At 47.8% G+C, this 22997-nt stretch carries 13 protein-coding genes; 11 read left to right on the forward strand and 2 right to left on the reverse strand.

Annotation, left to right across the window (positions count from 1 at the left end; genetic code table 11):
• The first annotated feature begins 1 nt into the window (after position 1).
• The 9 genes from AC1S52_RS17350 to AC1S52_RS17390 are packed head-to-tail and all read left to right on the forward strand — an operon-like array spanning position 2 to position 16926.
• A complete protein-coding gene (locus AC1S52_RS17350) occupies positions 2-814 on the forward strand; it encodes a BrxA family protein (RefSeq protein ID WP_482030292.1) in 813 nt (270 codons plus the stop codon).
• Positions 811-1467 carry a BREX protein BrxB domain-containing protein gene (locus tag AC1S52_RS17355; protein WP_482030293.1) on the forward strand — a complete coding sequence of 219 codons (657 nt, stop codon included), beginning with the start codon at positions 811-813 and terminating at the stop codon, positions 1465-1467. Before AC1S52_RS17350 ends, AC1S52_RS17355 begins: the two co-directional genes overlap by 4 nt.
• Positions 1391-5137, forward strand: coding sequence for a BREX system P-loop protein BrxC (brxC, locus tag AC1S52_RS17360; RefSeq protein WP_482030294.1), 3747 nt, complete (start codon positions 1391-1393; stop codon positions 5135-5137). The genes AC1S52_RS17355 and brxC overlap by 77 nt, the downstream gene beginning before the upstream one ends.
• Positions 5138-5160: 23 nt before the next feature.
• The gene (gene pglX, locus AC1S52_RS17365) at positions 5161-9912 is read left to right on the forward strand and encodes a BREX-6 system adenine-specific DNA-methyltransferase PglX (RefSeq protein ID WP_482030295.1); all 4752 of its coding nucleotides are present in this window, start codon (positions 5161-5163) and stop codon (positions 9910-9912) included.
• On the forward strand, positions 9909-10352 hold the full coding sequence (locus AC1S52_RS17370; protein WP_482030296.1) for a DUF29 domain-containing protein: 444 nt from the start codon (positions 9909-9911) through the stop codon (positions 10350-10352). The genes pglX and AC1S52_RS17370 overlap by 4 nt, the downstream gene beginning before the upstream one ends.
• On the forward strand, positions 10349-10585 hold the full coding sequence (locus AC1S52_RS17375; protein WP_482030297.1) for a hypothetical protein: 237 nt from the start codon (positions 10349-10351) through the stop codon (positions 10583-10585). The genes AC1S52_RS17370 and AC1S52_RS17375 overlap by 4 nt, the downstream gene beginning before the upstream one ends.
• On the forward strand, positions 10573-13458 hold the full coding sequence (gene pglZ, locus AC1S52_RS17380; protein ID WP_482030298.1) for a BREX-6 system phosphatase PglZ: 2886 nt from the start codon (positions 10573-10575) through the stop codon (positions 13456-13458). The genes AC1S52_RS17375 and pglZ overlap by 13 nt, the downstream gene beginning before the upstream one ends.
• A 25-nt stretch (positions 13459-13483) precedes the next feature.
• Positions 13484-14803 carry a BREX system ATP-binding protein BrxD gene (brxD, locus tag AC1S52_RS17385; protein WP_482030299.1) on the forward strand — a complete coding sequence of 440 codons (1320 nt, stop codon included), beginning with the start codon at positions 13484-13486 and terminating at the stop codon, positions 14801-14803.
• Positions 14804-14820: 17 nt separating this feature from the next.
• Positions 14821-16926 (forward strand): DEAD/DEAH box helicase, encoded by a 2106-nt coding sequence (locus AC1S52_RS17390; RefSeq protein ID WP_482030301.1) that lies wholly within the window; start codon positions 14821-14823, stop codon positions 16924-16926.
• A gap of 76 nt (positions 16927-17002) precedes the next feature.
• On the opposite strand, the gene AC1S52_RS17395 is transcribed toward AC1S52_RS17390, so the two are convergent.
• A complete protein-coding gene (locus AC1S52_RS17395) occupies positions 17003-18106 on the reverse strand; it encodes a PDDEXK nuclease domain-containing protein (RefSeq protein ID WP_482030302.1) in 1104 nt (367 codons plus the stop codon).
• A gap of 170 nt (positions 18107-18276) precedes the next feature.
• Between AC1S52_RS17395 and AC1S52_RS17400 the strand changes: the two genes are divergently transcribed.
• Both AC1S52_RS17400 and AC1S52_RS17405 read left to right on the forward strand, forming a co-directional pair.
• On the forward strand, positions 18277-18420 hold the full coding sequence (locus AC1S52_RS17400) for a hypothetical protein (RefSeq protein WP_482030303.1): 144 nt from the start codon (positions 18277-18279) through the stop codon (positions 18418-18420).
• 202 nt (positions 18421-18622) lie between these two features.
• Positions 18623-22309 (forward strand): hypothetical protein, encoded by a 3687-nt coding sequence (locus AC1S52_RS17405; RefSeq protein ID WP_482030304.1) that lies wholly within the window; start codon positions 18623-18625, stop codon positions 22307-22309.
• A gap of 14 nt (positions 22310-22323) precedes the next feature.
• Here the strand turns inward: AC1S52_RS17405 and AC1S52_RS17410 are convergent, their stop codons facing one another.
• The gene (locus tag AC1S52_RS17410; protein WP_482030305.1) at positions 22324-22695 is read right to left on the reverse strand and encodes a hypothetical protein; all 372 of its coding nucleotides are present in this window, start codon (positions 22693-22695) and stop codon (positions 22324-22326) included.
• Positions 22696-22997 lie beyond the last annotated feature (302 nt).

Genomic DNA, 22997 nt, shown 5'->3' on the forward strand with positions numbered 1-22997 from the left:
GATGTCTACAAGTACGCCCCCTGCAACGATTCAACCAACTTGTTATGGAGCTGAAGTGACAGCGCCCCATACTCGGCTGCTACGGATTTCTCTGGCATTGGAGGAAAGCCGTGCTTATTGGGAGAACCTGCGGCTAGATATTCCTAAAGAACAACGCCCTACCGTTGCCTTTGAAGAGCGATGGTTTAGCAACAAGAGTATGGATCGCGTCCGGCGGCTTTTGGCAGAATTTAGCCACCGTTACGATGCTTACCCGGTAGCACTGGCTGTTCTAATGAAATGGCAAGCCGTTGATCCAATTACTCGCCAAAACCTCTGCCACTGGCATCTCCAACTTACAGATCCGCTATATCGCCAATTTACAGGTGAATTTTTAGAGCAACGGCGACTACAAAAAAATGCCAGCATTGACCGAGATATTGTGGCTCGCTGGGTGACGTCCCAAACTAAAAGCGATTGGTCTGCGGCAACGACTCAGCGGATGGCGACTGGACTGATCGCGGCGGCGGCAGCGGCCGATCTGTGTTCTAACAGCGTGGGTAATCGTTCATTGACCTACCCCAAGGTTACTGATGAAGCGCTCTCCTACTGGCTGTACTTCCTCCGCTATCTGTCGTTTGAGGGCACCCTGCTAGAAAATCCTTATTTGGCTTCTGTTGGACTAACCGAAGGTTTTTTGGAGCAGCGGTTGCGACGTTTACCTAGTCTTGCATTCAATCGCATGGGTGAACTTTATGAGTTTGGCTGGAAGTATTCAGGCTTAGAGGCTTGGGCAAGCCACAGTATTGAGTCTTTTGGGGTGCCTGAGCGATGACAACATCCTTGCGAACGAAGGTACATGAAGCGATCGAGGCTCTACGGCAAGACTTGCTGGATGAGGATGGACCTCGCATTAGCACCATGCGTAACTATCGCTTTGCCATTCTGGTTTATGACCCCAAAGAAGAATTTACGCTGCGCCAGCAAATTCAATGGCTCACGGCTCTCTTAAAATCTCAAGGCTGGAATGTGGGACAGATTTTCTTAAACCAAATCTTGCTAAAACGCTTGAGGCAGGAGGAACAAAGGGTGATCGATAGCATTATCAGCCGCGAACATCGGTTGTATGAGCGCAATCCCGATCGCGCCCTAAATCATGTCAAAGAGAAAATTGCCGCTTATGTTGAGGGTCCTGATGGCATTGCCAAAGACATCATTGAAGAAATCGATCGCTTCGTCAACGAAAACCCTGTAGAGGCTGATCGCACGGTGATTTTCCTCCGCCGAGCGGGTGCTCTTTACCCATTTCTTCGCTCATCTGCCTTGTTGAAGCATTTGGATGGCAAAACGCGCAATCTTCCGGTTGTGTTGCTTTATCCAGGGGAACGTGTCTACCCCAGTGAATCCAGGGATGCCCGCACCCAGTCGCTCAAGTTTATGGGAGAACTGGCTGGCGATCGCGACTACCGTCCCCGCATCTATTGCTGATCACCCACCTGCAAATATCGAGAGAAACAGTGCCATGCCAGTAGAGTTTGTCAAAGAAGTTTTTGCTGAGGATGTCGCCCGCAATATCGCGCCGGTGGTGTATTTTCATGAGCAATCGCCGGAGCAAATTGCGGAAGAAGTTAGGGAATACATTATCACGGGGGGATATGAAGCCGATGATTTGCGGCATCAACGGGTTAAAAACGGAATTCATGAACAGTTTGTCAGACTTTTGAGCGGGATTGCGGGGGAACTGCAAAAAAAAGGCGGCTCGGAGTTACCTGCTTCTTGGATCTCAGGTTTCTACGGCTCAGGCAAGTCAAGCTTTGCCAAGTTATTGGGTTTAGCACTGGACAATTTGGAACTACCCAATGGGCAATTGCTCTCAGAGGCATTGCTAGCTCGGAATGATGCCCCTAAATCCCATGAGTTCCGGGCAGCCTGGGAGCAGGTGCGAAGTCAGGTCAATCCGATCGCTGTCGTATTTGATATTGGGGCGATCGCCCGTGATGAGGAGCATATTCACTCAGCCGTTAAGCGTGAGTTACAGCGACGGTTGGGATATTGCACGATTAGCCATTATGTTGCCGACTACGAACTCAGGTTGGAGCTAAATGGGGAATGGGATGATTTTTTGGGCTGTGTGGAAAATACACTCGGTCAGCCTTGGACTGATGTTCAAAAAGACCAACTTGTAGAAGATGAGTTTTCAGCAGTGCTCCACGCCATGAAGCCGCACCTTTATGACAACCCAATGGCTTGGATTGAGAGCCGTGCAGGGTTTGAGTCGGGGAGTGGGACTTCGGTGGCTGAGGTGACTCGTGACATTGCCTATATTCTGAAGTTGAGAGCACCGGGGAAGACGCTGTTTATTGTGGTGGATGAGGTGAGCCAGTACATCCATCAGAATACGAACCGGATGTTAAAGCTCCAGTCGTTTGTGTCTGATCTGGGGCAGAAGCTGAAAGGGCAGGTTTGGCTACTGGCTACGGGTCAGCAAGCTTTGGAGGATAGTGACGATGAAAGCAACATCGGTAAGTTAAAAGATCGGTTTCCACCTAAGCTCAGAGTTCACCTGGCACCGACAAATATTCGAGATGTTGTTCATAAGCGACTGCTGAAAAAAGACCCAACGAAGGAAGCCGAACTGCGATCGCTGTTTCAGCAGCACCGTCCTGACCTGAAGCTTTATGCCTACAACTGCGACAGCATTACAGTCGAGGATTTTGTTGAAGTCTATCCCATGTTGCCGGGGTATGTTGATCTGCTGATGCAGATTACAACCAATCTCCGCACTCGTTCTGTTCGAGCTAAGGGCGATGATTATGCAATTCGGGGATTACTCCAACTGTTAGGTGAACTGTTTCGAGAGCTGAAGCTGGGGGATAAGCCGATCGGCACTCTGGTCACGTTAGAGGACATTTTTGAGATCCAGCAGTCTGCTCTAGACCCTGATATCCAGAACACCCTGGCTCGTATTTTTGGGCATGAAGAGGTGTTGCCGGATGGCATGGCAATGCGAGTCGCAAAAGCAGTGGCATTGCTGGAGCTGATTCAAGAACAGGAACCCACAACTGCTACGCTGGTGAGCCAGTGCCTCTACCATTGCCTGGGAGCCGGAAATCAGGAATCTGACGTGAGTCAGGCATTGGAAAAACTGCGTAGCTTGGGGTTGCTCTCCTATTCGGAGAAGACAGGCTATAAAGTTCAGAGTTCAGCCGGTCAGGAGTGGGCACGGGAACGGGATGGTTACACAGTTCCCAATGACACAGTGAGTGAAGTTGTGTCAGACAAGCTCAAGGAATTACTGGGAGGGGTCGATCGCCCCCGCTATAAAGGAAACTCATTCCGTTGGGCAGCTTTTTACAGTGATGGCAAAAACCGCAAAGATGAGCGGCTTCAGGTCCCTGCTGATTTGGCAGTGGTGACGGTGGATTTTCGATATTTGACGAATAGAGAAGACCGAGAGGCTAATAGCTGGAAGACTGCCAGCAGTTCAGACCTGCTAAAAAATCGGTTGGTTTGGGTTGTAGGTGCGCCTGGGGAGTTGGATAGCAAAATTCGAGATCTGGTGCGCTCCAGCAACATGGTCAAGCTTTATAGTTCGCGGGTCTCATCTCTTTCGCGGGAAAAGCAACGGCAGTTGTTTGATGAGCAAGGGAGGTTGGATGAACTGGAAGGCAAGGTAAAAGAGGCAGTTGCGGAGGTCTTTGTTGCCGGAGAGCTTTATTTTCAGGGGCGGCAAATTGATCAGCAGGCGCATGGGGGCAGCTTCGCTGCCATTTTGCTAGGAGCCGGTACGAGCATCATGGCAGATCTCTACAGCCGCTATGTCGATATCCCCATCACACCGACAGAGTTAAAGCAGCTTTTAGAACCGACCCTGGCTGGACCATCCCCTAAATTCATGAAGAATGGGTTGGGCATCTTGGAGACGGATGCAGGTCGATATCAGCCAACCTGTAGCGGTGAAGTGCCAGCTCGGATTGCTGCCTACATTTTGGATGCGAATGGAGTTACGGGAGGCAACCTGCTGCGAGACTTTGGGGGTCCACCCTATGGCTATGCACCTGATATGGTCAAAGCCTGCCTGGTGGGACTCCTGCGAGCCGAGCGGATTCGGATTCGACCAGAACAGGGGGCTGTGATTACCTCAGTCCGCGATCCCGGTGCAAGAGATATGTTTGAGAAGGATCGGGAACTCAGGCAAGCAGACATTCTGCCACCAGGACAGACAGACATCACGCCACGCGATAAGGTCAATATTTGCCGCTTCTTCAAAGACTATCTCGGTGTTGAGTTAGATCTGGAAAATGATGCAATCGCCGATGCCGTATTTCAGCAGTTTCCAGGTTTGGCACAGCGGTTACAAGGCATAGAGCGTCGTTACAACCGCCTCCCCAACCGACCCGATTTGCCAGAGGAGCTAGATCATCTGAAGCAGGCGTTAGAGAAATGTACTCGATCGCGTCAGGTGCAGGATACGGTCATCGCTACGAAAAAGGCACTGGATGATTTACGGGATGGAATTCAGGTCTTAAATAGCGTTGAGCAAGAATTGACGGATTCGGCAGTCGATGCCGTTGCCCGTGCGGTGAAAGTCTGGGAAAACCAGGTAGCACAGCTCCAGGAGGTGGGTGAAGCTGCCGAGGTGCAGGCTGCGATCGATGAGTTGGATGCCCAACTGAAGATCGCCCGTCCCTGGCAGGACATCGCCCGGTTAGAACCGCATTTGCAGGCAATTGAAGCCCATTACAAAGCCTTGCGTGCCAGCCTGATTGAGCGGCAGGAAAAGGAATCTGAAGCACTCCGGCAGCAGGTGCAACAGCGGCAGGGTTTTGCAACGTTGACGACTCAGCAGGAAGACCATGTACTGCGTCCGATTCGGGATGCAGTTTACAAGACTTCAACGGAAGCTCTGTTTCCCTCGTTGTTACAACTGCGAGATACGGCAATTATTCAGTTGGGTAAGGCAGCAGATACGGCAAATAACTATTTAGACAACACACTGTCACAGGTGGCAGATGAGCAGGTGATCCCCCTTCCGCTTGATCTGCGGGGACGAGAGGTGAGCAGCCCAGAGGATGTAGAGCAATTGGTGAGTGAGTTGCGACAGAAACTTTTGGAGCAGCTTCAAGACCGAAAGAACGTCCGAATTCGCCTGCTCTAGCCGACTTTGTTTGAGAGTGATTCATGCCTTACCTAAGTCCAGACGCAAAAGCTAAACTATCAACCACGATTCGATCGCTGCGAGAGCGGTTACTGACCGATCTACCCAATGCAGCGGAGAGTACCTATCGTTTCTCAATCCATCTGTTTAGCAAGAAGCAACTGGAGCCTAGAGCCGAAGTTGAGTTTGATCCTAAAAATAAAGCAGGGTTGCTGGAGGAAGGTTTCCAGAAGCGGTTACGGATTGAGCAATGGCTCGATGAGCAGGTTCGGGCAGAAACGGGAGGCAAGGCTCTCAAGGACGAGAAGCAGGAAAAAGCCATTTGGGATCGACATCTGCACACAGCCATTAAGTTAGCGGCGGCAACATTGCTAAACCGTCTGATCGTGATGCGTCAGATGGAAGCATTGGGGGTGATGCGCTACAAGGTGGTGACGGGTGGCTGGAGTAGTTCAGGCTATCGAGGCTTTCGAGATTTTGCGCCGGATCTCTGTAAGGACGATACGGAAGGCTATGGCACACTGCTGCAATTGCTGTATGACGAACTGGCGTTAGAGATGCCGGGATTGTTTGGCAGAGTGGGGTTAACGGAGTTGTTTCCAATTCCGGCAAGTACGCTGCGGGCTGTGGTGGAGGCGTTGGATGCGCTCGAACCCGATACCTGGTTGGATGATACGACGTTGGGCTGGGTGTATCAGTATTGGAATGATCCGGAGCGGGAAGCACTGGATGCCAAGCTGAATGCCGGGGGCAAAGTAGAACCCCATGAGGTTGCTAGCAAAACCCAGATGTTCACCGAACGCTACATGGTGGAGTGGTTGCTGCACAACAGTTTGGGTCAGATGTGGCTGGCAATCTGTCAAGCGCAAAGTTGGGCAGCGGAAGTACAGGCAGATGGAACACTCGATCGCCTGGAATCACGCCGCAAAATCTGGCGAGAGAAGCGAGAAAAGGGAGAGGTTGCCCTTGATGAGTTAATGCCGATCGAAACGGAGGCAGAGGAACGCTGGAAGTATTGGGTTCCGCAACCACTAACGGATGCTGCGATCGCCCATGCCCCTGAAAGTATTCGAGAAGTCAAAATTCTTGACCCAGCCTGTGGCTCAGGTCATTTTTTGGTGATTGCCTTTGGCTTGTTGTTTGCGCTGTATCAAGAGGAAGCGCGACATCGGGGTGAGGAGTGGAGCGACAAAGAGATTGTGGAATCAATTTTGGCGAACAATCTTTATGGGGTGGATATTGATGCGCGATCGGTGCAGATTGCGGCAGCGGCATTGTATCTGAAGGCAAAATCGCTGTGTGGTCAGGCAGAACTGACGGTGTTGAATCTGGTTGCCTCAGATTTAAATTTGTCGGCATTGCCAGAGGATGACCCGGCGTTGGTGGAACTGCGGCGGGAAGTGCGAGAGGCGACGGGCATCCCAGAAGAACTCACGAATCAGATTGTGCAGGCGTTGAAGGGAGCAGACCAATGGGGTAGTCTGCTGAAGATCGATCGCGAGGTGGAAAAAGCGATCGCCCAGTATGAACAAAGTTTGCTTCGTCCGGTGCAGGGAAAGCTGGATTTTGACTCTCATTCCCTAGCCTCCTCCCAGGAAGAAGGGGAGCAAGAAGATCCAGCTCTCCCCTTGCCTACAGGGAGAGGGGTTGGGGGTGAGGGCAGAATGGCAATTCTGCTAGAAAAACTGGAAACCTTTCTAAATCGTCGTACTTGTGGAGATGATTTGGGGTTGCGCCTGCGAGGGGAACAGTTAACTGCTGGAGTCCGGTTTATTCGGATGATTCGAGAGGATACTTATGATTTGGCAGTTGGGAATCCACCATACCAAGGGGCAAGTCGATTAACCGAAGCCGCATATTTGGTAGGAAAATATTCAAAAGGTAAAGCAGATTTGTTTGCTGCATTTCTTGAACGAGGTCTTCAATTAGTAAAACCTGGCGGAGTCTCGGCACTTCTAACTATGAGAAATTGGATGTTTATCCAACAATTTTCTCCTATCCGAGATCACCTTATTAATACTTTTGATCTTCGATTGGTAGGAGATTTGGGTACAAGGGCTTTTGAAGAAATTTCCGGTCATGTTGTCTCAGTTGCAATGAGTGTTTTTTATAAAACTACTCCTAACAAAGTAGTGAGTATCGCTTACCAACAGAACACACCAGAGATAAGCGAATCAATTCATCATAAAAAGGCTGCTGTTCTAATGCAAACGAGAAGATATGAATTTCAGCCTACACAGTTTAATGTAATCAAAGAAAAACCAATTGTCTATTGGTGGAATAATGCTTTCCTCAATGCCTATACTAAATTTCCAAAACTTGAAGAAGTATCTCCTGCCCGCTTTGGTGTTAATACCGGAGATAACGTTCGCTTTTTGAGAAAAATTTGGGAATTAGTTGTTACTAATTGTGTAAGCGTTAAACATTCAGAGTATAAGTCTTCTAGCTATCAGACAAGATGGCATCGTTATGTAAAAGGTGGCTTGCAATCACTATGGATTGATCCTTGTGATAATGTTGCAAACTGGCTTGCAAATGGCTTAGAAATGAAAACTTATGCAGGTTTTTTATACGGTAGCTATTCAAGGCAAATACGAAATGAAAAGTATTATTTTAAGCCAGGTGTTGCTTTCGCAAAAATAGGTGCTTCTTTCTCTGGAAGAGTACATCGATTTGCAAGCATAATTGATTCTGCTGGATCTTCTGTCTATCCAAATAACTGTGCCAGTGTTGTCTGTCTATTTAATAGTTCTCTTGCTCGTAATGTACTTGAATCTCTCAACCCAACAGTTAATTTTCAAGTTGGAGATGTAAACCGCCTTCCCCTCTTTCCTATCGAATCTGCCGACGAAATCTTTGCCCAACTTGACGCAGCCTTCACCGAACACGAAGCCGCCCGTGAAACCTCCGTCGAGTTCAAACAACCGGGTGCCTCTTGCTGGAACTATGCTCAAGAGTGGGCACAGCAAGCAGTCGATCGCCCTTCGGGTGCGCCTTTGCCTGAGTGGAATCCGGTTTATGAAAAGCCTCCAGCAGTCAATTGGGTGTCCTATGCGGTGGGTGTGGCGTTGGGGCGATTTCCCCTCACCCCCCAACCCCCTCTCCCTAGGGGCGAGGGGGAGGAAGAGTCTGGGAAGGAGGCGATCGCTCCAGTTCCCCTTCTCCCTCCGGTTCCCCTTCTCCCTCCAGTTCCTCTTCTCCCTCCAGTTCCCCTTCTCCCTGGGGAGAAGGGGCTAGGGGATGAGGGCATTTCCGAGCTTGCAGGACGTGAGCGACGAATTCCAAGAGAGCTTTTAGAACGGGCAAAAGAGCTAAGGAAACAGCAAACCGTTCCAGAAGAGATTTTGTGGAGATGTCTGCGCGATCGCCAATTGCAGAATGCGAAGTTTCGCAGACAACACAATATTGGACAAATTATCGCTGACTTCTATTGCCATGAAGCAAAGTTAGTCATTGAACTCGATGGAGTTATTCATCAGCAGCGACAGGTCCAGGATCGCGATCGAGATACTTGGGCAGTTGAACAGGGTTTCACAGTACTCAGATTTTCTAACCAAGAAGTATTCGATCAAATAGAAAAAGTGCTTGAGCAAATTGCTCAATATTTGCCCTCATCCCCCCAGCCCCCTTCTCCCCAGGGAGAAGAGGGAGCCGGATACTTGCCCCCCTCTCCCCAAGGAGAAGAGGGAACCGGATACTTACCCCCCTCTCCTCAGGAAGAAGCCGGAGCCAAATTCTTACCCCCCTCTCCCTCAGGGAGAGGGGCAGGGGGTGAGGGCATTCTCCCCCACGGCATCCTCTATCTCTCCGCCTACTCCGGCAATCAGCCCGACTCCAAAGACAGCCTCAACCATCCTGCCAGCCAACCCATCAAAGACACCTGGAACCAGTACGGCTCAAAAATTGCTAAAAACGCCTCTTTGCGCGATTGGCTGCGGCTCAACTTCTTTAAGGATGTTCACGTCAAACTCTACGAACAGCGACCGATCTACTTTCCCCTCTCCTCCAAAACCAAAAACTTCGTCGCCTTTGTCAGCATTCATCGCTGGACAGAGAGTACCCTCCAGACACTCCTGGCAGACTACCTCATGCCCGAACTCAGTCAGTTAGAAGGCGAAGTTGCTGATTTACTCGATGCTAAAGGTCGCGGCGACAGCAAAGCTCAAGCAAAAGCAGAAAAACGCTACACCGAAATTCTGCAACTGCGAGATGAACTCAAGACCTTCATTTCTCTAGTACAGCAATGTGCCGAACAAGGTGCCCCCAAAGCCAACCCTAAAGATCCCGATCGCGAAGCCAACGCCCGCTTCTCAATGGATTTGGATGACGGTGTGATGGTGAACAGTGCCGCCCTCTGGTGCCTGCTCGATTCTCAGTGGAACAAGCCTAAAACCTGGTGGTCAGAACTTTGCACCGCTCACGGCAAAAAAGACTACGACTGGTCTCACCTGGCAGCCCGCTACTTTCCCGATCGGGTTGATGCTAAATGCCAGATTGATCCTTCCCTCGCCGTTGCCCACGGTTGCTTCTGGAAATACCATCCCGCCAAAGCCTACGAGTGGGAACTGCGCCTGCAAGACGAGATCGCCCCAGATTTCACGATCAACGAAGCCAACTCTGACCCACTACGGCAACAATTCGAGGCTGAAAACCCTGAACTAGTCGCAGATTTAAGAGAGAAGGAAGAAAAGCGGCGCGATCGTAAACGTAAAAAACAAGACCAGTTAGAAATGGACTTTGACGAAGGAGCGATCGAGGAGGATGACGAATCATGACCAGCTACGACACTGACTTCTACGCCTGGACAAAGGAGCAAGCCGAACACCTGAAAACTGGGCAGTGGGAACACTTAGATATCGAAAATCTGGTGGAGGAGATTGAGTCCTTGGGAAAACGAGAAAAGCAAGAACTCCGCAATCGCTTCAGAGTGCTTTTAGGACACTTGCTGAAGTGGCAATATCAGCCCAACCTTCAAAGCAATAGCTGGCGATCGACCATTCGAGAACAACGTCGCCGCATCATCCAGCATCTGGAGGAAAATCCCAGTCTCCAACCCTATTTGATAGAGGCGTTTCAACAGGGTTTTGAAGATGGGGTTGACCTGGCAATTCAAGAAACAAACTTGCCTGAAGAAAGCTTTCCGGTGACTTGTCCCTACACCCTCGATCAAGCGTTGGATGCTGAGTTTTTACCCGATACCCAGGAGAATTCATGACCCTGCTCAATGGACTCAGGCAAAAAGTAGTGGTGCAGCCCGGTGGCGTGGTAGAGGTGCGATCGCCAGAGCTTCCTGATGGAGCAACGGTCGAAGTCATTGTACTGCTAGAATCTACTCCCCTCTTATTACAAGGCTTGAGCCGCTTCATCGGAGCCGCTTCTGGCAATTTTGCTACCCCCGAAGAGGTTGATCAATTCATCCGTCAGGAGCGCGAGTCATGGGACTCTTAAACGAACTTGGTCCCATTACCACGGCACTTGAAGACGAAGTCAAAAGTGAACTGCGTCAACATGGCATTGTCGTTTGGCTCGATAAGGATGGGCACTACACCTCTTATGTCGATCAACTCGCTGAACGCTACGCTTCTGAAGCTTTTCCTTTCCCGGTCGTGCCATTTCGGGGTAGCTATCTAGAACTGCTGTTTGAATTAGAGCCTTACGGGAATGGCGATTTTCCCGATCGGGTACTCATCCACATGCCCGGTCATACCCAGGAATCGATTCGCAAAACACCACTTCTAGAGCTTTACGAAGCCGGGACACGATATTGGAAAGCGCTGGATACCCTCATCCGCCAAGCCGCTACAGGCAAAGTTCCCCCGGATGAGATCGAAGCCTATCTCAATAACGGGACATCCAATTTGACAGCGGCTGATCAGTGGCTAGCCACAGTCATTTCCCAGCCCCAAGATGATTTGAGTACCTATTTCAATGCCATCGATTTGGAGTGGATCTTAGAAGGATTAGTGCGGGGGCAAGATGCATTCAAAGCAAAGCTCAATGATGAAAGCAGCCGCCAGCAGTTACTCGATCACCTCTATCGCCGCACTGGACTAGATTCAAACTTTGTTCGTTTTTACCACGGAGAAAGTATTCCATCCTTTCAAGAACTGGGTGAAATTTGTGCTGCCTGGCTCATGTGTGTTGAATATGTCCATGATCTGGCTCGGCTGCCCAATCTTCCAGAACTGCAACCCATTCAGGAACTTTCACCACCACTGGTCAAGACGTGCGAACAACTGGTGAAGCATCTGCGCGATCGCCAGCCAGACATTTATGTTCGGCTTGCCAATACAGTGGAAGAAACTCGGCTTAAAGAAGAACTGAGTCAGATTCGCCCTGAAGATCTCGGCAAAATTGATACGTTTAAGGGAGAAGAAACTGCCATCCTAAAAAGCGCCATCACAGCGTTGCAAAATGGACGATGGCAGCAAGCTCAGAACTGGGCTGATACCCGCAATCAGGCAGCCTCCTTCTGGCTCCAACGTGACCCCACCCGGCGGATTGAATGGTCTTTAATCAAGGATGCTGCAAACTTAGGCTGTTTGATTGCGGCACAAAGCCGTCCCCTCAGAGGAACTCCTACCCTGCGTGATGCTCTCGACTACTACACCCAGGCAGGACATGAGGTTGATAATGCCCATCGCCGCTTCGAGCAGCAACGCCTCAAACTTTTGGAGTCCAGACTGCCCCATTTCAACGATCTGTATGAAGTTGCCAACCAACTGCGAGTCGATTACCGAGCCTGGGCTGATGCTTTAGCAAGCGACTTTGCGACTTTATGTGAAAGCGAAGGATTCTTACCAGAAACAGACCTACAACAACGCACCTTATACGATCAGGTCGTGCATCCACTGACTCAGCAAAGTAAAGGCAAAGTCGCTTACTTTCTGGTCGATGCTTTCCGTTATGAAATGGCTGCCGAACTGATGCCTGAGTTGAAAGAAGCAGGAGCAGTCGTTGACCTCAAAGGGCGCTTTGCTGAGCTACCCACCCTAACCTCAGTGGGGATGAATGTCTTAGCCCCTGTGAACCAGGCTGGCAAGCTCATCTTGGCGGGTCAAAAGGGCTTTAAGGGGTTCAAAACGGGTGAATACACCGTTAATGCTCCCGATAACCGTGCCCGTGCAATGGGTGAACGGAGCGTCGATAACGTTAGTAGCGGACGACGGCGATCGCGATTAATGACCTTGAATGAGGTGTGCGATCGCTCCATCACGAGCTTGAAACAAAGCTGTGCAGATGCCGATCTGATCGTGGTGCACAGCAAAGAAATTGATGATGCTGGAGAGGCGAATGTTGGATTATTCACCTTTGAGGAATCGATTCGACAATTAAAGTCAGTCTGGAATCATCTCAAAAGCGCGGGTATACAACACTTTATTTTCACCGCAGACCACGGGTTCTTATTACAAGATCAAACAACTCGAATGGAGGCAAAGTACGGCACTAAACGCGACCCCGAACGACGACATGTTTTGTCCGACGAATTACGTCGAGAAGAGGGCTGCGTCACGCTGCCTCTTGCGGCTCTGAATTACGAAGGGCAGGATGGTTACCTCCTCTTTCGCAGAGATACCGCAGTCTTTGCTAAAGGTAAAGGCGATGCCACCTTTGTTCATGGTGGAAACAGCCTGCAAGAGCGAGTGATTCCAGTCCTTACCGTCTCTCATCGCCATAAAGCAGGTAACATTGCTGCCCAGTATGTCATTGAGGTTGAAGCTTTGGCTCAGGCGTTTAACTGTAATCGTCTCCGTCTCCGCCTCCAGCCAGCTCCTGAGTCTCAGGGTGTGCTGCAATTTTCTGGTTCGGCCCAAATCAACCTGGCACTTCGGGTTCCCGATCGGGAGGATATCACCGTCTTGGTAAAAGAAGTCATTGGAGCCACCATTAAAAACCAGATTATTAGCATTACTGATAAACAAGACTGGGTAGAAGTGTTCTTTGATCTGGCAGGCTCTCAAACTGAGCGAGTGCGGGTAGAGGTGTTCCACCCCGACAGAATGGAACAGGTGGAACCAGCAGCACCCGTCGAATTCTTCGATGTTTCCAGTCAAGGCACCCCAGAACCTACCAAACCGGAGCCAGTCACAACTAGCCCTGATGATTGGCAAAATTCCTTTGAGGATGAGAGCATCAGACGGATCTTTGTTCATCTCCAGCAACATGGTTCGATTACAGAGGTAGAAATGACTCAAATGCTAGGTAATGCAAGGCAAGTGCGACGATTTGCCCGAGATTTTGAGACATATCTTAGCCGTATACCGTTCTCCGTCAGAATTGAAACGGCTGCCTCTGGTAAACGTTACGTCAAAGATATTTAGATAGACCCGAAACACGAGATAAATCATGGGAATCAGCACACGAGACGTTAACCACATCTTTGAGAATCTGCGAAAAGGGGTTGTGCCTGAGCGCGGGCTAGAAACATTTGCAGTTGGCATTGATCAGCAACGAACGGAGATGCACCGCCAGCTAGAACTTGCTGCCAATAGTGAGGGAGGCTTTAAGTTTCTTAGAGGCGGTTACGGTTGCGGTAAAACCTTTATGTCTCGTCTGGCAATCTTAGATGCCCAATCCCAAGGGTTTGCCACCAGTTTTGTCGTGGTTTCCGACAACGACCTGCATTTCTACAAATTTGATGACGTTTATCGCAAAGTGGTGCAGGAACTGGGAACTGCTTCTTGTCCGCGAGGGGCGCTAAGTGACATTATCGATCGCTGGATTGCACGAGTTGAAGATGCTTTGATTGCAGGCGGAGCAGATGAAGACAGTGATGGCTTTGATGCACAAGTCCAAAAACGTATGGATGAAGAGCTAGCTTCCATGACGGGTGGTAAAGCCCCAGATGATATGGCTAGAGTGCTACGCACCATTTTTGACCTGAAGCAGAAGGGCAAAATTACGGAGGCAAGTGCGCTCATTTCCTGGCTCTCCGGCAGTGAAAACGTCGCGGCTAATGCAAAAGCAGTAGCGGGAGTTAAGGGGGATATCGGTAGCCGAGAGTCGTTAGATTACCTTCAGGGCATCCTTGAAATCGTGAAGGCAGCAGGCTACAAAGGTCTAGTGATCGTCATTGACGAAGCAGAAACCATTTTACGAATGCGGCGCGATATTCGCGGCAAGTCTTTGAATGGGATTCGTCAAATTTGTGATGCTGCCGCTCGCTACCGAGGGCTGCTTTGGCTTTTCACTGGGACACCTGAATTCTTTGATACCCAGCGGGGGGTCGCGGGTCTTCAACCACTTCACGATCGCATCCAGTTTCGCAAGGTGGGTGAGTTTTCTAATCCACGCCAACCTCAACTGGAGCTGAAACCCTTTAAGGCTGAACGATTGAGAGAAGTTGCGATTAAATTGCGGGAACTTTACCCCAGTCGCGATCGCCCTCAATTGGTGAATAAGGTCTCCACCGAATTTATTGAGCGATTAGTCGATGAGGTGACAACTGGCTTCAAAGGTGATGTGGGCGTAGTGCCTCGGCAGTTTCTGCGTCAGTTTGTCGATGTGCTAGACCTGGCTGAAGCAAATCCAGAATTTGACCCCATGAAGGAAGCAGGGTTTGAACTGAAGGTGCCAACTGAAGACGAACAAAGGTTGCGCGCGGGTCTTCCCCCGTTTGATGAGGAACCAGAAGATATTCAAGGTTATGCCACGGTGGAATTTTAACAATTTGAATGTGAACCATGTCCTCTGCCTTTGCTCGTTTTCCCCCTCGACTCCAGGAAGCCATTGTCTCTCGCCTTGGTTGGACAACGCTGCGACCCGTGCAAGAGTTAGCGAGCCACGCTTTACTGGATGGTCATAACGCAGTCATCCTGGCTCCCACGGCTGGAGGTAAGACCGAAGCCTCTATGTTCCCCATGCTCGCCATGCTGATGGAGCGAGAACCAGAAGGCGTTGGGTTAATCTACATTGCGCCGATTAAGGCACTCCTCAACAATCAGGCTGAGCGTTTAGAGCTTTACACCGAAATGGTGGGACTACGACGGTTTCTCTGGCATGGAGATATCAAAGATGCTCACAAGCGAGCGTTCATCAAAGAACCTACCGCAGTTCTCATGACCACCCCAGAATCATTGGAGGTGATGTTACTCTCCAATCGGGTACCCCATGCGAAACTGTTTGGTGATTTGCGGGGCGTGGTGATCGACGAGGTTCATGCCTTAGCCGGAACAGACCGGGGTACCCATTTGATTTCGGTGTTGGAGCGGATTGCTTGTTACACACCCAATGATATTCAACGGGTTGGCTTAAGTGCCACTGTTGGCAATCCGAACGATATTCTCAAATGGTTGCAGGGTACTTCTCAGCGGCGGCGCTGTATTGTTGATCCGCCTAAACAGCCAACCTCCAAGGATTTGCGGGTTTGTTTGCGAGACACTCTTGGGGCGATCGCCCAGGATGCCAGTCAAAAAGCGGCTGGCAAAAAAAGTCTCTTCTTTTGTGAGAGCCGATCTCTGGCTGAAGAAGTTGCTGAGCGGCTGCGTAATCGTGGAACTGAAGTTTTTGTGCATCACAGTTCGATTTCCCTAGACGAACGCAATGCGGCTGAAGAGCGATTTCATCGAGGTACAAACGCCAGCATTGTTTGTACCTCAACCTTAGAACTGGGAATTGATGTGGGAGATTTGGATTTTGTGTTGCAAGCCAATGCACCATCAACCGTATCCTCATTCCTCCAACGCTTAGGGCGTACTGGTCGTCGAGCTGGGCAGACTGCCAATACAACGTTTTTTTGCGAGAGCATTGAAACCGTTTTACAGGCGATCGCCATTGTTGAACTTGCTCGCAAAGGCTGGGTTGAATCCGTACCTGTGCAATCGAGAGCCTGGGCAGTTTTAGTTCATCAATTACTGGCTCTAACCCTGCAATTTGGAGCAATTAGCCCGGAACGCTGTTGGCAGCAATTATCTATAGTTCCTGATTTTTCTGGCATTGCTTACGAAGAGTTTGAGATTTTAGTCAATCACATGCTGGATCAAGATTATTTATTTATTGCTGGTGGGTTGCTCTCGATGGGGGCAACGGCAGAAAGGGTATTCGGGCGCAAAAATTTCATGGAGATTTATGCGGTCTTTAGTAGCCCAGTTTTGTACAAGGTCCAAACGAAAGCAGGCTATGTTGTCGGTTCTCTTGAGCAAGCGTTTACAGACACCTTGGTTGAGGAGATTAGTTCGTTCCTTTTAGGTGGACGCGCTTGGACAGTTGTGCATATTAACCATGATGACCGAGTGGTTCGAGTCGAACCTGCGCCTCGTGGTAAGAAACCAAGTTGGGGTGGTTTTGCACCTCAACTTTTGGGCTTAGATATCTGCCAACAAATTGCAGCTCTTCTCAAAGACGAAGGAAAAGTACCATACATTGATTCGGTGGCTCAACATGCCTTAGATGAGGTTCGTGCAGATTTAGGTCGCCTCTTACAAGGTGCTAGTCTTGGAATTCAAATGGAATCAGATCGAGCGATATGGTGGACGTTCGCTGGCGGCAGAATCAATCACACTCTGAAGTATGGATTGCAGTTTCACCATGACTGGAAAATTGTGGCTGACAACTTCAAGCTAAAAATTGAGGGTGAGAGTCTTGGAGCCGGAACCCTTAATTTATCGATTGAGCAGTTATCCAATTTCGAGTTCTGGAAAGCTCCATCAACCCAAGACTTTATCGATACTCAGTTACCTCAGTACCGTCTTAGTAAGTTCCAGCAAGCATTGCCAGCAATGTACTCATTAGAGATGATTCATAATTACCTTTTAGATATTCCAGCAACGACTGCTTTTCTTAGAAAATAGGTTGATGATGTATTTCTAAAAGGCTTGCCTAATATCCAGTAGTGATTTTTTTACCTAAGATAAAGGGAACAACACTTTATTCTTCATCAAGGGTGGTGGGGTCGGCAAATAGGGAAAGCTGTTCTATCTCCTGAGATGCTAGAGACTGCTCAACTTCGGCAGCGATCGCCTCCATTTCTTCCTCCAGGTCTGCAATCGTCGGTAAACTCATCTGCAACTCTTCTGGTAATGGGGTGCCCATGTGGTAAGTGGAGATGCCGATCGGTTTATGAACGTCTCGCAAGGCATATTCAGCCACTGTCTTACTCTTGGTCCGGCAGAGGATAATCCCGATTGTCGGTTTATCGTCAGCACCCCGCAACAAGTCATCCACTGCCGAAACGTAAAAGTTCATCTTCCCGGAAAATTCTGGCTCAAATTCGACGACCTTTAGATCAATGACGACGAAACAATGCAGGCGGAAATGATAAAAGAGCAGATCGATTCTGTATTCTTTCCCGTCTACGACCAAGGGATATTGACTGCCGACAAAGGAAAACCCCACCCCTAACTCCAGCAAAAACTCCCGAATGTGCTGAATCAAAGCCGTTTCTAGCTCTCGCTCTAGAGCTTGCTTCCCTAAACTTAAGAAGTCGAACGAGTACGGATTTTTAATGACCTGCTGTGCCAGTTCAGATTGAGGATCAGGGAGGACTCGGCTAAAATTGGTAATCGCGCTGCCCTGACGACGGTAAAGCTGACTATCCATCTGGTGAATCAAGACATTGCGGCTCCAGCCATACTGAATGGTTTGCTGGATGTACCAAATTCGTTCTTTCGGGGTCTTTACCGCGTCTAAAATCCGGACATTGTGCCCCCAGGGAATTAGTGCAACAACCTGTTGCACAATTTCTATATCTGGGTAAGCCTCTGCGAATGCCCTCATATAAAGCAAGTTGCGGGCAGAAAACCCTTTGATGTCTGGGAATGCTTTACGCAGGTCAGTTGCCAGCCGATTAATGACTTTGGCTCCCCATCCCTGCTGCTGCTGGCGCTGCAAAATTTCCTGTCCGATCTGCCAATAGAGGAGAACCAGTTCTCGGTTTACTGCCAGAGCTGCCCTGACCTGAGCATTGCGAATTCGCTCTTTTAGCTCACCCAGAAACTCTTCATAGCCTAGTTTTGACAGATCGTTACCCATTGCCCTTCCACTCCCAGCTTATTGATTGTATCGGAGAGGGATTTCGGACGGTAGGATTGTCCAAGTGCTTTTGGACAGTTTGTGGGGCTGGATGTTTTGACTGCGATCGCCCGTAGTGCCACACTCAAATCTTTCAGCAACAATAAGAGTTAAGCGTTCAGGAGACAATGATGAACCAATCTGAAGCCTCGTCTGAACTTGATGATGGGGGTAGACTAGAGGAAATCTTCAGCCTAGAGCATGGAGCGATTGAAATTCGATTGGGACGGTATCTGAATGCTTATGTGGATGAGAAGGGGCTGGGGTTAGTTTGACCTGACTGTGGAGGTGCTGTCTAAAGGGAACGATATTGTTGAAGTGGATTGCAGATTCTGCAATATCAGTGATCGAGTGTTTGCCTATTTTGGATAATGATGACTATGAGGGACATTTGTGTCCCAAATCATGCGATCGGGATTTAACTGATTGCTTGGTTGAATGAGCTAGGATTTTATGGAGAATAATTTTATATATCCTATGTGGACGGTTACTTGGCAGGACATTCTCTACAAATGCAGAACTCCCGGCGGCGATCGCTTTACTGAGTTTGTGGATGCTTTGATTAAAGCTGAAGCCTACTCAAAAGGGATTCACTTGGCAAATATCGCAACAAATCAGAGGACGAACATCCCTGATGGAGGAGTGGATACAGAAGTCCAGGTAGCTGTTCCTAATGATCCCACAGGTTGGTTAGACGTAGCAACATGCTGGCAGTATAAGGCTATAGAGGGTAGTAAGGCTCCAAAGGCAAAGTTTCAGAAAGAACTTCGTCAAGAAATTGGCAAGCGATATTCAAGAGAGCTTATTGAAAAAGGATATGGCTATCGTTTTTGTATCTGTGATGAAATAACTCCTGCACAACGGAGTGATTGGGAAAAAGTTCTTACTGAGGAAGTTCAAGCGATCAATGTTTCTGCTCCCTTACCAAAAGTGATTTCAGCTTCGGATCTTGCAACCTGGGCGAGCTATTTACCCTCAATTATCATCCGCTTCTTTAAGCCGGATTTAGAGCATTTATTACATCTTCAATCATGGGGCCGTAATATCACTGCTCTTACAAGTAGATTTGTTGATATAAAAAATTGGTCTCAAGTAAAGCAAAGTATCATTGAGCATGTAGACTTTAGTAGATCTTGCGATGAGGTAATTTTATCGGTACAAGGTGAGGCTGGAGTAGGAAAGACAAGACTTGTTTATGAAACTCTTACAGTCTGTAAAGGGGCAGAAAATTTTGTTCTATATACTTTAGATACTAAAGCAATAAATATTGCATCAAGCTTGGCAAATAATGAATTAACAAAAGCTATTTTGGTGGCTGATGAATGTCTTCTCCAAACAAGGCTAAGGTTACAAGAATTACTCATAGGACATAGAGACAGAATAAGAGTTGTCTGTCTAGATAACTCTGGAGAACGTCCAGCACTCGGATCAGCGGAGTTCTGGCTGGAGAGGATTTCTAAGGATGATGTTGCTAAAGTTTTAGAGCAAAATTTTCCAAGTATTCCTAAAGATCGACGACGAGCATACGTAAGCCTATCGCAAGGTTTTATTAGGTTTGCTGCGGATCTTTGTAAACAAGATTCTAGTATTGCAATACACGGAAATGTTACCCCTGCTTTGACTAGTGTTAGTGATTATTTAAAGACTCGTCTAAACTCTCCTGAGTATCCTCAAGCTTTAACAGTTGTGCAAGCAATTTCACTATTTCGTAAGATAGGCTATCGCGATAGTGTTAATGAAGAGCTTAGCCTTCTATGCAAAACTTTAGAGCTTGACAAAGGTGAGTTAATGCGAACAGCAACAGGGCTAAAAGATAGCCCTGGGTTTATTGCTTTTGCAGGGCGTTATCTCTACATTACTCCAGAGATAATTGCAAAAGTAGCATTTGACGGTGCATGGAATCGATGGGCTTACGACCCCAGTAATTTCCTTGCAAATATTCCAGATGTACTTCTAGAACCCTTTCTTCAACGGGTAAAGGATAGTGGCTCCAAGGAGGTGCGCCAAACTGTTGGATACTTTTTTCGGGTTTGGTTTGCTAGTCTCCAACCCCTGGATTTAACCCTTATGAGTAAGGTCACTCGGCTTGTAATTTTGGTAGATACTAACCCTGATTACTATTTACCACAGTTGGCTCAGTTAGTTGATAGAGCTTCTATAGATGAACTTTTGCGAGTCTATGGTGGAACGGTTCGCGGTCCAAGACGCGACTTAGTTTGGCTTGCAGAGCGGATGGCTAGATTTCCTGAGTTTTTTCCTTATGCAGAGTCGATTTTATGGAAACTGGCCCTTGCAGAATCAGAAGAATATATCGCAAATAATGCAACTCACGTTTGGCAAGATCTTTTTCGGATATTTCTGTCTGGAACATCAATTTCTTTTTCAGAACGCATCAGCTTTCTTCAAACCAGACTTGAAACAGTTAATGAACATCAGATTGATCTTGCACTAGGAGCATTGAATGAATCATTTGCAACACATGGTTCTCGTGTCGTAGGTTCACCATTAGTAGCTGGTCGCATTCCGCCAGATCAGTGGAAGCCTGAAACGGAGGTAGAGATCAAGCAGTCGGTGGATTTAGCTTTAAACGCTCTAATTCAAGTGGCAAGAAGCCCTAGTCCTAGGCTAAGAGAAGGTGCATTAAATATTGCAATACAGCATCTGCGTACCTTCCTACTTAAAGGCTACTTTGAGCACATAAAGACTCTTTTTCCGCTTGAAGATATACCTCATAATATTCTTCTACGTTTTCTTGATCGGGTAGAGGATATTCTAGCAGCTACCCCTGATGCTCCATTGGAGATCCAGGAATGGTTGAAAAACTTCATACCAGATGATTTGCATGGAGCGTTAATTAGAACTGTTAGGAGATCTCCATGGAATATTTCATCTCAAGATCAGCGAGAAGTCTGGTATCAAGAAATTAGCTCCCTTGCTGAAGAATTATGCCAAAACCAAGAGGCTTTGAAAGCAGAAATGGAGTGGTTATGCTCTGCACAAGCACTTGGAGTGTGGGAGTTAGGACGTGCGATGGGAGAATATGACGCTAATGCAACTTGTTTAGATCTCATCATGCAAGCAGTTATAGATAATCAATCTGCTGGTTTGGCAAGGGGATATGTTGGAAGTTTAATCACAAATTACCCTTATAGTGTGTCCAAAGTTAATGATTGGCTTGATAGAGTTGAACCTCAAATTCCTACGTTAGCGCACGAGCTGTATATGGCTGGCGGTACGTCAACTCAGGCTTTAACTAGGACTTTAAGGCTGATTGATTCTGAAAAATTATCTTTAGCCTATCTTGATGGATTTATACCTAGCATTGCTGATAGAACAATATCCTCAGAAGAATTCCAGGAAATTCTCCTGAGACTGATTGAGTCATTGCAAGAAGAACCTAATAATTTAGCTATTCAGGTTGCCATAAAACTCGTCTATTTTCGACTTACAAAAGAATCAATTAGCGAAAAGGCTCTATGTCCAGAGATTCCTGAAATTTGGAATTCAGTGTGGACTATTTTAGAAGCTGCAATTAACCATAATTGGGGAGATTCTTATCAATGGGGTAAAGTATTACGTACCATGCTGGAGGTAGATAAGACTAGAGTTGCCCAAATTGCTAGTTTTGCTCTCGTTGGGAAGGGGCATCAGCAGGAAGAAGATGCAGCAGAAGTTTTGGTTGAACTATCTGAACATCATCCTGAGCTTGTTTTGCAGTATCTTGGAGATGTCATTCTCTCTGAAGAGACTGGATGGAACTTTTATGTAGAAAAATATCGTTATTTGATTAATTCATTACCTCTCAATGCAATGAAAACTTGGCTGCATTCAGCAGGAGTAGTTGCAGCGCAGAGGATTGCTGGAAATCTTGCCCTTCCTTATCTTGATGAAAATGGTAATCCAGTTATTCCACCTTTAACTGAGTTTGTTTTAAGTGAATTTGAGGATGATGACTTTACTTTTCAAAAGTTTTGCTCTAGTTCACACAGCCTTCAAGTTTATGGTGGAAACATTTCATCACAAAAAAGAAAAGAAGCCCAAGTAGCGCAAAAGTTTCTTAATCATCCACTCCAGAGAATTAGAGAGTGGGCAAAGTATGAAGCTTCTGATGCTGAAAGAGAGGCAATCTTCTGGGATCATTTTGAAGAAGAGCAAAGGATATGACGATTCCATTATGCTTACTTGTGTATACTTAGCTCCTGCATCAGTTGAATTGTTGGTACCCAACCACGATGAATATCTAAAGAACAATGGATTCCGTCGATCGCCGTTGCTGCCACTACCAACCCTTTCGCTTTCATCTGATCAAACCACTCACTAAAGCCAGCAGGTACGTGCTGTTTTGCAGATACCGCAGGGATAGCTTGAGGAGCCGCCAAATTCCAGCCTTCCACGATCGCTTGATAAAGATACCCAATCGGATTTTTGATCTGCTGCTTCTGCTGTTGCTGGTTCAGATAATTAATTGCAGACTGTACTCGATCAGGGAATTGTACGATCGCCTTCTTCAAACCAGTCGGTAAAGGAGAACCTGCTGGATGCGCTATCACTTGAGCTACTGCGTCTATAAGTTCTGGGAACACTGCATCTTGAATTGCAAAATCGTTCCCTGAACTAGCCGGAGAAAGGCTATCTCCTCCGAACGTTTCCGCTTCTACTTCAGAAGCTTGATTGCAACTTTGTGTTTTCAGATATGAATTTATATCTTCAAGATCAGAAGTGTTGAATCCAGATATAAAACTTCATATTTCAGTGGACACTTCAATGGACAAGTGCCTCTGGGAGGAAATCATAGCTCCAGTGGACGATGGAGCAACGACGACTGAATTCTAATTGTAAATAGCGAAACTTA

It is taken from the genome of Kovacikia sp. CALU 1929, from assembly GCF_056784235.1.

Coding starts and splice junctions, on each gene's coding strand:
- AC1S52_RS17350 (WP_482030292.1), top strand. CDS start 2: ATGTCTACAAGTACGCCCCCTGCAACGATTCAACCAACTTGTTATGGA.
- AC1S52_RS17355 (WP_482030293.1), top strand. CDS start 811: ATGACAACATCCTTGCGAACGAAGGTACATGAAGCGATCGAGGCTCTA.
- brxC (WP_482030294.1), top strand. CDS start 1,391: ATGCCCGCACCCAGTCGCTCAAGTTTATGGGAGAACTGGCTGGCGATC.
- pglX (WP_482030295.1), top strand. CDS start 5,161: ATGCCTTACCTAAGTCCAGACGCAAAAGCTAAACTATCAACCACGATT.
- AC1S52_RS17370 (WP_482030296.1), top strand. CDS start 9,909: ATGACCAGCTACGACACTGACTTCTACGCCTGGACAAAGGAGCAAGCC.
- AC1S52_RS17375 (WP_482030297.1), top strand. CDS start 10,349: ATGACCCTGCTCAATGGACTCAGGCAAAAAGTAGTGGTGCAGCCCGGT.
- pglZ (WP_482030298.1), top strand. CDS start 10,573: ATGGGACTCTTAAACGAACTTGGTCCCATTACCACGGCACTTGAAGAC.
- brxD (WP_482030299.1), top strand. CDS start 13,484: ATGGGAATCAGCACACGAGACGTTAACCACATCTTTGAGAATCTGCGA.
- AC1S52_RS17390 (WP_482030301.1), top strand. CDS start 14,821: ATGTCCTCTGCCTTTGCTCGTTTTCCCCCTCGACTCCAGGAAGCCATT.
- AC1S52_RS17395 (WP_482030302.1), bottom strand. CDS start 18,106: ATGGGTAACGATCTGTCAAAACTAGGCTATGAAGAGTTTCTGGGTGAG.
- AC1S52_RS17400 (WP_482030303.1), top strand. CDS start 18,277: ATGAACCAATCTGAAGCCTCGTCTGAACTTGATGATGGGGGTAGACTA.
- AC1S52_RS17405 (WP_482030304.1), top strand. CDS start 18,623: ATGTGGACGGTTACTTGGCAGGACATTCTCTACAAATGCAGAACTCCC.